Here is a 7,397-nt window from a genome sequence, read left to right on the forward strand (position 1 = left end):
CAGATTTCGGTTAGCCTAACCTAAGCATGCGCGGAGGCGTCCGCAGTGCCGAGTGAGGGAGAAAAATTCATGCGCGTCGTCATGTTCGGCTTCCAGACCTGGGGGCACCGGACCCTGCAGGCGTTGCTGGATTCGGCACACGACGTGGTCATGGTGGTCACCCACCCGGTCGGCGAGGGCGCGTACGAGAAGGTCTGGTCGGACTCGGTCGCCGAGCTCGCCGAGGCCCACGGCGTGCCGGTCATGCTGCGCGAACGCCCCGACGACGAGGAGCTGTACGAGGCGCTCAAGCAGGTCGCGCCGGACGTCATCGTGGCCACCAACTGGCGCACCTGGATCCCGCCGCGCGTCTTCAACCTGCCGCCGTTCGGCACGCTCAACGTGCACGACGCGCTGCTGCCGGCGTACGCGGGCTTCTCGCCCTTGATCTGGGCCCTGCTCAACGATGAACGCGAAGTGGGCGTCACCGCCCACATGATGGACGACACGCTGGACGCGGGGCCGATCGTGCTCCAGCGCGCCGTGCCGGTCGGCCCGGCCGACACCACGACGGACCTGTTCCACAAGACGCTGGAGCTGTTCGGCCCGATCACCGTCGACGGCCTGGCGGCCATCGCGAGCGGCCGGCGTGACTTCGTGCCGCAGGACCGCTCGAAGGCGAGCTTCTTCCACAAGCGGTCGGAGGAGGACATCCGCATCGACTGGACCTGGTCGGCCGAGGAGCTGGAACGGCTGGTCCGGGCACAGTCGGCGCCGTACCCCCAGGCCTTCTGCTTCCACAAGGGACGCCGGCTGGAAATCGTCACGGCCGCGGTCTCGCAGGCGGTCTACGGCGGCACGCCGGGCCGCATCTTCTTCCGCGAGGGCGACGGCGTGGCGATCGTGGCGGGCGCGGAAGCCCGCCGCGGACGCAGCAAGGCGCTGCTGATCCGCTCGGTCCGCACCGACGAGGGCGTGGAGCTGCCGGCCCAGGACTACTTCACGACGATGGGTGGCTACCTGACCAGCCACCCGGACCGCTGACCGCAACGCCGCTCGACACCGCCGAAGCAGAACGGTGACTCGCCCGAGGAATGCCCTCTACCGATTCGGGTGACACCGCGACTACGCGCTTCCTGGTCGAATGAGTCGCATGGCCGATATGGACACCTACCGTCGCCTGAAGGAGGAGGAACGCCGTCGTGCGCTCGGGTTGCCCTCCCCGGACCCGCCGTCGAGTGGCGGTTCGGGGTGCTGGTGGATCCTGGTGGCGATCCCCACCTTCCTGATGGCATGCGTGCTCTGTCTCTCCGGTGAGTTCGACCAGTACATCGACCGGTACATCGACCGCGACGCGCATTCGGAACCGGCGGAGGACAGGCCGGGCGACGCGCCGAACAGCGACCTTCCCGCCGACATGCAGTTCATGGTGGGTGAATGGGGCGGCCGTTACCGCTCGCTGGTCGTGAACCGCGACGGCACAGGCGAAATGCGACTGCTCAACCCACCCGACGATCCCAGCAAGCCGGCAGCCGAGGGCGACGTCACGATCTTGCAGATCCGCTTGGAGACCGCATCCACCGCTCGTGTCACCGGCAGCAATGACGCGGCGGTCCCGGCCGGTGCTCGGATCACCATAGAACGGATGACCGACCGAGGGATGCTCGAGATCACGACTCCTGACCGCACCTGGGGCACCGCCACCTATTGCAACCCGCGGACCGCCGCTGATCCGTTGGCCTGCGGCTGATGGTTGCCGCCGCGTCGGACGTCGCCGCTAACCGAGGACCAGTCCCCCGCCGACCTCGACCACCTGACCGGTCATCGCTCCCGAGCCCTCGGCAACCAGGAACCGTACGGCGGTGAGCAGGTCCGCCGGGACCAGCGTGCGCGGCACGGCCTGGGCGGCGACGAGCCCGGGATGCGGGTCGTCGCCCAGGATCTCCCGCTCGCGCTCGGTCAGGATGGCGCCGGGCGAGAGCGCGTTGACCGTGACCCCGGCGGGGCCGAACGACCGCGCGAGCGAGCGGGTGAGGCCGACCAGGGCGGCCTTGCTGGCCACGTACGACGGCCCGGACGGCCCGCCGAGCGCCACGGTGGCCGAGGTGACGTTGACGATCCGCCCCCAGCCCCGCCCGGCCATCCCGGCGCCGAACGCCTGCGTCAGCAGCATCGGCGCGGTGACGTTGACGGCGAAGGTCTCCTGCCACTCGTCGAGGGACAGCGCGTCGAAGGCGACGTTCGAGGCGCGGGAGGCGTTGTTGATGAGGATGTCGACGGGGCCGGCCCGCTCGGCGAGCGCGGAGACGGCGGCCGGATCGGCGAGATCGGCTTCGAGGGTCTCGGCTTGGGCGCCGCGGTCCCGGCACTGCTGCGCTACGGACTCGGTCTCGTCGGGGGCGTCCAGGTGGTGCAGGAGGAGCGTCCAGCCGGGTGCCGCCAGGTCGACGGCGATCGCGGCGCCGATTCCTCGTCGTGCGCCGGTCATCAGCACTCGTCGTCCCATCGCAGCAGCTTAGAACCTCGTGGTTCAATTCCGGCCGTGATCGACGACTGGCCCCTCCCCCTGCGTACCGCATTGCGGCGTGGTCGGCTCATCGTCGCCGAGGTGCCCGCGGCGGCGCAGGGTCGTCGGGCCTGGGTCGCGGTCTATCCGCTCGCCGGGGGTGCGTTCAACGTCCTTCAGCGGGAGTTCGACAACACCTACATCGACAACGACTGGTGCTTCGGACCGGACGACGGGATGACCGAAGCGCGGAGTGCACAGGCCGGCGACGAGGGTCAGCTGGGCCGGGTCCTCATCGAGTGGGGTGTCGCTCCGGACCAGCTCACCTACGCGCACCGGACCGATTACCCGGTCTGACGGGCCGCGCCGGCGGGGCGGCGGGGATCGAGGGCGATCGCTACGGTGCGGGCGTGCGGAATCTGACTCGTGGCCCGCGGACGGACCGGCGCCGGGATCTGGCCGGGTGGTTGCTGACACCGCTGATCACGCTGGTGCTCGGGCCGGCGGTCGCGGCCTCGGTGGGGCTGCTGATGGTCCTGTGGGACGACATGGGCGAGGTCAACCGGGCGTGCGCGCAGACGTTGGCCGACAACCGGTGCGAGGAAGTCACCCTCGAAGTGGTCGGCCAGCACGTCGCCGTCTTCGGGGCGCTGTGGCTGGCGTTGTGGCTGCTGCCGTGGTGGCGGGGGCTGCGCGGGGTCCGCATCGGGATCGCGGTGCTGGCCTGCCTGGTGCTCGTGGCCGCGCCGCTGCGGATGGACTGAGCCTCCGGCCGGGCGTCAGTCGGCGTAGTCGGCCGGGTTGAAGATGCGGGCGGTCAGGGGCTCCGGGACCGTGGCGATGCCCGGGCCGCCGGCGTCCAGCCAGGCGGCCACCGCGCCGACGAGATCATCGTCGAGAACGTCGCCCAGGTGGACCAGGCGGGCGCCGGCTCGGCGGGCGGCCGGGGTCGGGTGCACCACGACCACGTTCGAGCGTTCGCAGACCCGTAGGCATTCGCTCACGCGTACGCGATGTCTGTCGCCCACCGCGCCGCGGATCGCCTCCAGTTGGGCGTCATGGTCGGTTTCCGGATGCTTGTCGGCGCTGCCGCAGCAGCAGTCCCGGCAGATCGTCAGCGCGCCCATCGCAGTGCCCCCGGCCCCGCCGGCCTCAGTGGACCAGAACGCCGGAGATCTGGTCGTCCGCGCCGGGAACCGGCGCCGACGGGTCCGAGCCGATCTCGATCAGCTGGTTCTGCGCGTTGACGTGCGCGACGCGCGGCACGTAGTCGGCGCGCTCGCGCTCGTCGACCTGCTTGAACGACATGATGATGATCAGGTCGCCGACCGAGACGAGCCGGGCCGCCGCGCCGTTGATGCCGATCACGCCGGAGCCGGCCGGACCCTCGATCACGTACGTCACCAGCCGCGCGCCGTTGTCGATGTCGACCACCTGGACCTGCTCGCCCTCGACCAGGTCGGCCGCGTCCATCAGGGTCTTGTCGATCGTGATCGAACCCACGTAGTGCAGGTCAGCCTGGGTCACGGTGGCGCGGTGGATCTTGCCGCCGAGCAGGGTCCGCTGCATGTGTCGTCCTCCTGGGGTGGATGAGGCCCGCGAGGGGGTCGTCGCGGAAGCAAAGTTAGCCTAGCCTAACCTCGTTACTGATCCAACGCCCCCTCAGCTAGGAGCCACATAGATGAACCGCCGCCTGGGCGGCTGGCGACGCGCCCTCACCGCCGTCGCCGCCGGTCTGCTCGCCGCCACCACCATCACCGCCTGCGGGTCCGAAGAGGACGGTGCCGCCGCGCCCGCCGCGTCGGGCTCGGCCACCGCCGCTTTCCCGGTCAGCATCGAGCACAAGTTCGGCTCGACCACGATCGAGAAGCAGCCGGAACGGGTCGTGACCGTCGGCTGGAACGACCAGGACCCGGTGCTGGCGCTGGGCGTGGTCCCGGTGAGCACCCGCGAATGGTTCACCGAGTACCCGACGTACCCGTGGGTCAAGGAGGCGCTGGCCGGCAAGCAGCTGACCACGTTCTCGGCCGAGATCAACTTCGAGGCGATCATCAAGCAGCAGCCGGACCTGATCCTGGCCATCTACGAGACGATCAACAAGGAGACCTACGACAAGCTCTCCCAGATCGCCCCGACGGTCATCCAGTCCAAGGACTACGCGGACGAGCAGACCCCGTGGGACGTGCAGACCCTGACCACGGGCAAGGCGCTGGGCAAGTCGAACGAGGCGCAGGCGCTGGTGGCCAAGGTGAACGCGAAGATCGACGAGGCCAAGGCGGCCAACCCGCAGTTCGCGGGCAAGACCCTGGTCGTGGACTTCGGCCCGGAGAAGGGTCAGCACTGGCTGATCCCGGCCAAGGACCCGCGCCGGGCGCTGTTCGACGCGCTCGGCTTCGCGGCGCAGAGCGAGTCGGAGGACGTCAGCGAGGAGCGGCTCGACCTGCTGGACCGGGACGTGCTCTTCGTGAACGGGGCGACGAAGAAGGACATGCTGACCTCGCCGGCGTTCAGCCGGTTGAAGGTGGTTGGTGAGGACCGGGCTCTGTACACGTCGTTCTCCACGCCGCTGGGTGGGGCGTTGGCTTACAGCGGGCCCAATGCGTTGCTGTATGCGTTGGAGGTGCTGGTGCCGCAGCTGAAGAACGCAACCGACGGCGACAAGGCGACGGCGGTCACGGACCTGTCGAACGCGGCCTGATCTCCGATACTGCAAGCGAAAAGGGCGGCGGGGCAACCGGCCGCCCCTTTCTTGCCTTAAGAATCATATAGGTGGATTGTTGCTACACTGCAACGTGCTAGTTGGCCGATCGATATAAGGCCCTCACGACAATCATTCACCGCTCCATGCTGGCGCCGCTTGATACGGCAATGCAATATGAGAGCAGAGAATAGAAGAGAGCAGTCGCGCGTGCGCAACAGTCTCTGCCGTGTCCTCGAGGGTCGTGACGCCATGAAAGATTCACCGGTCGGTAACGAGATGCGCAGATCCACAACGGTGAGCCGCGTCGCCACTTGGCTGGCCCTCGTCGGCGGCGTCGTGGTCGTCACCCTGCTGGCTGGAGTGGGGGTCGCCGCAGTGCTTGCCCGGCAGGGCGCTTCAGAGGAATGGCGCACCTGGAGTGACGTGGGGCAGACCTTCGGTGTGCTCAGTTCCATCATCAGCAGCCTTGCTCTGCTCGCGGTGGTGATCACCTCACGGCAGAACAGCGCGGAGCTCCAGCGCCAGAGAGAGTTCCTGGTCGATAACCACGCCGAACTCCGGCGCACGTCGCACGCCAGCCTCGGCATGCTTCACCAGCAACTCGTCAAAATCAGCATGGACGACGAAGAACTGGCGGCGGTCTGGCCGGCAATCGATCTCGCCCTGTCCCCGACCGTCAATCGACAGTTCTTGTACGCCAACCTGATCTACTCGTTTCATTTCCGGGCTCTCCAGTCAGAGAACTACAGCGAGGCAGCGATCATCGAGAGTCTTCGCTACCTGTTCTCCAGCCCCATCATGCGTGCCTATTGGCATGCGACAGCGGAAGCCCGAGGACAACAGCTCGACCCGGATAGCATCGAGCTCGTTTTCGCCCGTCGAGTCGATAGGATCTGCACTGAGTACGAGAAGGTGGTGGCACGCAACGCACCCGGTGCCTCCCACGGACCAACCTTGGTTCCGGAGCGATCCCAGCCGGCTCAGGTGGCGTGAACCTCAAGCGGAGGGGATATCGCCGCGGGCGGCGACCAGCGTCTCCCGGGTGATGACAACGATGCGCTCGTAGTCGGCCCTCCCAGCACCCGGGGGCAAAGCACCTTCGAGGACCTCGGTCATGTCAGTACCCATGACTGCGAAGGAACCGTCACTCAGTTCGAAGATGTCGGGGCAAGTCACGCTGTTGAGCGAGCCTCGCTCTTGCGGACTCTTCCCGAGCCGTCGCACGAACTCCACTCGCTGACCCACCCTCGATGATCGACTAGCTTGACCTCTCAGAAATATCACAAAACGTGCGAATCCGATGATCAACTCGCAGATCGGATGGTCCGCGGTTCCGATGGCGGGGCAAGCTGCCTTCACCGCACTCTTTTGCGATCCCCTGTCACGATGACCCCGTGACGGGTGATGCGGCCGTGCAGGAGGTCGGCGGGCGGCCAAGTATCTCGTGGTGGCAGGTGCTGCGCGTCATCCTGATGCTCGGCTGGGTCGCTTGGGCGGCCGTCACCTGGTGGGCGGCCCCACGCGAATCCACCCAGGAGCAGGTCCGCGCCGACATAGCCGCACACCGCCTGACGTACTACGAATGGGGCGACGGCTGGAGGAACGAAGGCGGCCTCGTCAGCCCCTTGCCCGCCGATCTCCAGGAACCCGGCGGCCCAGGTCCCATCCTCCTCTGGCATACCAACGACGGCCGCCGCCACCACACCACCGTGGAGGAGCAGAGCAGCGCCCCGGGAGCGAACGCCCTCAACCAGCAACTGCAGGCCTACGAGACCCGGCGCCCTGCCGACCCGCCAGTCGGGGCCATCCAGGCCGGTCTGCTCATCGCCGGCAGTCTGCTGTTCCTCTGGGCGCTGGTCTCCGCGCCCGACCCGGTCACCGGCACGAAGTGGTTCTGGCTCTGGCTCGTCTCCGGCGTGCCGCTCGGCCTCGGCCTGCTCTGGTGGCTGGCCCGGGAACGCCCGTGGCGACCACAGACCCCACCCCGCTTCGGACCGCCCGGCCGGGACAACCGCCTCAAGTGGTGGGCCGGGATCGGCGTCTCCATCCTGCTCGGCTTCGCCATCAGCCTCGCCTTGATCGGCCTGCGCAGCCTGCTCGGCGAGGACGTGGTTCCGCTCGTTCGATGAGCAAGGCCGGTCGGTCCCGGACAGGCAAGTCCACGGCCACCCGAACCGGCCGGCCGGGCGACATCAACGGTCGCCCGGACGG

At 68.2% G+C, this 7,397-nt stretch carries 11 protein-coding genes; 7 read left to right on the top strand and 4 right to left on the bottom strand.

The window, feature by feature from the left end:
* Positions 1-69 precede the first annotated feature (69 nt).
* Entirely contained in the window at positions 70-1,023 is a 954-nt protein-coding gene (locus tag AB0C12_RS17185; protein ID WP_360548838.1) for a methionyl-tRNA formyltransferase, read from the top strand.
* Between the two features lie 109 nt (positions 1,024-1,132).
* The gene (locus AB0C12_RS17190; RefSeq protein WP_360548840.1) at positions 1,133-1,729 is read left to right on the top strand and encodes a hypothetical protein; all 597 of its coding nucleotides are present in this window, start codon (positions 1,133-1,135) and stop codon (positions 1,727-1,729) included.
* Positions 1,730-1,756: 27 nt separating this feature from the next.
* On the opposite strand, the gene AB0C12_RS17195 is transcribed toward AB0C12_RS17190, so the two are convergent.
* Entirely contained in the window at positions 1,757-2,485 is a 729-nt protein-coding gene (locus tag AB0C12_RS17195; protein ID WP_360548842.1) for an SDR family oxidoreductase, read from the bottom strand.
* A gap of 36 nt (positions 2,486-2,521) precedes the next feature.
* On the opposite strand from AB0C12_RS17195, the gene AB0C12_RS17200 reads away from it, so the two are divergent.
* Together AB0C12_RS17200 and AB0C12_RS17205 are read left to right on the top strand one after the other, a co-directional pair.
* Positions 2,522-2,842: a hypothetical protein gene (locus AB0C12_RS17200; protein WP_360548844.1), complete on the top strand. Its 321-nt coding sequence runs from the start codon at positions 2,522-2,524 to the stop codon at positions 2,840-2,842.
* A 53-nt stretch (positions 2,843-2,895) separates the two neighbouring features.
* A complete protein-coding gene (locus AB0C12_RS17205) occupies positions 2,896-3,249 on the top strand; it encodes a hypothetical protein (protein WP_360548845.1) in 354 nt (117 codons plus the stop codon).
* Positions 3,250-3,264: 15 nt separating this feature from the next.
* Here the strand turns inward: AB0C12_RS17205 and AB0C12_RS17210 are convergent, their stop codons facing one another.
* Positions 3,265-3,603 (bottom strand): hypothetical protein, encoded by a 339-nt coding sequence (locus AB0C12_RS17210; protein ID WP_360549054.1) that lies wholly within the window; start codon positions 3,601-3,603, stop codon positions 3,265-3,267.
* Between the two features lie 34 nt (positions 3,604-3,637).
* Positions 3,638-4,054 (bottom strand): aspartate 1-decarboxylase, encoded by a 417-nt coding sequence (gene panD / locus AB0C12_RS17215; RefSeq protein WP_360548847.1) that lies wholly within the window; start codon positions 4,052-4,054, stop codon positions 3,638-3,640.
* A 112-nt stretch (positions 4,055-4,166) separates the two neighbouring features.
* Here panD and AB0C12_RS17220 point away from each other — a divergent pair, with 112 nt between their 5' ends.
* Positions 4,167-5,183: an ABC transporter substrate-binding protein gene (locus tag AB0C12_RS17220; protein ID WP_360548849.1), complete on the top strand. Its 1,017-nt coding sequence runs from the start codon at positions 4,167-4,169 to the stop codon at positions 5,181-5,183.
* Positions 5,184-5,393: 210 nt separating this feature from the next.
* Positions 5,394-6,179: a DUF6082 family protein gene (locus tag AB0C12_RS17225; RefSeq protein ID WP_360548851.1), complete on the top strand. Its 786-nt coding sequence runs from the start codon at positions 5,394-5,396 to the stop codon at positions 6,177-6,179.
* 3 nt (positions 6,180-6,182) lie between these two features.
* Here AB0C12_RS17225 and AB0C12_RS17230 read toward each other — a convergent pair whose 3' ends face one another.
* Positions 6,183-6,419 (bottom strand): hypothetical protein, encoded by a 237-nt coding sequence (locus AB0C12_RS17230; RefSeq protein WP_360548852.1) that lies wholly within the window; start codon positions 6,417-6,419, stop codon positions 6,183-6,185.
* Between the two features lie 161 nt (positions 6,420-6,580).
* On the opposite strand from AB0C12_RS17230, the gene AB0C12_RS17235 reads away from it, so the two are divergent.
* Entirely contained in the window at positions 6,581-7,315 is a 735-nt protein-coding gene (locus AB0C12_RS17235) for a hypothetical protein (RefSeq protein ID WP_360548854.1), read from the top strand.
* Positions 7,316-7,397: the final 82 nt, after the last annotated feature.

It is taken from the genome of Actinoplanes sp. NPDC048967 (assembly GCF_040649415.1).
Lineage (GTDB): Bacteria > Actinomycetota > Actinomycetes > Mycobacteriales > Micromonosporaceae > Actinoplanes.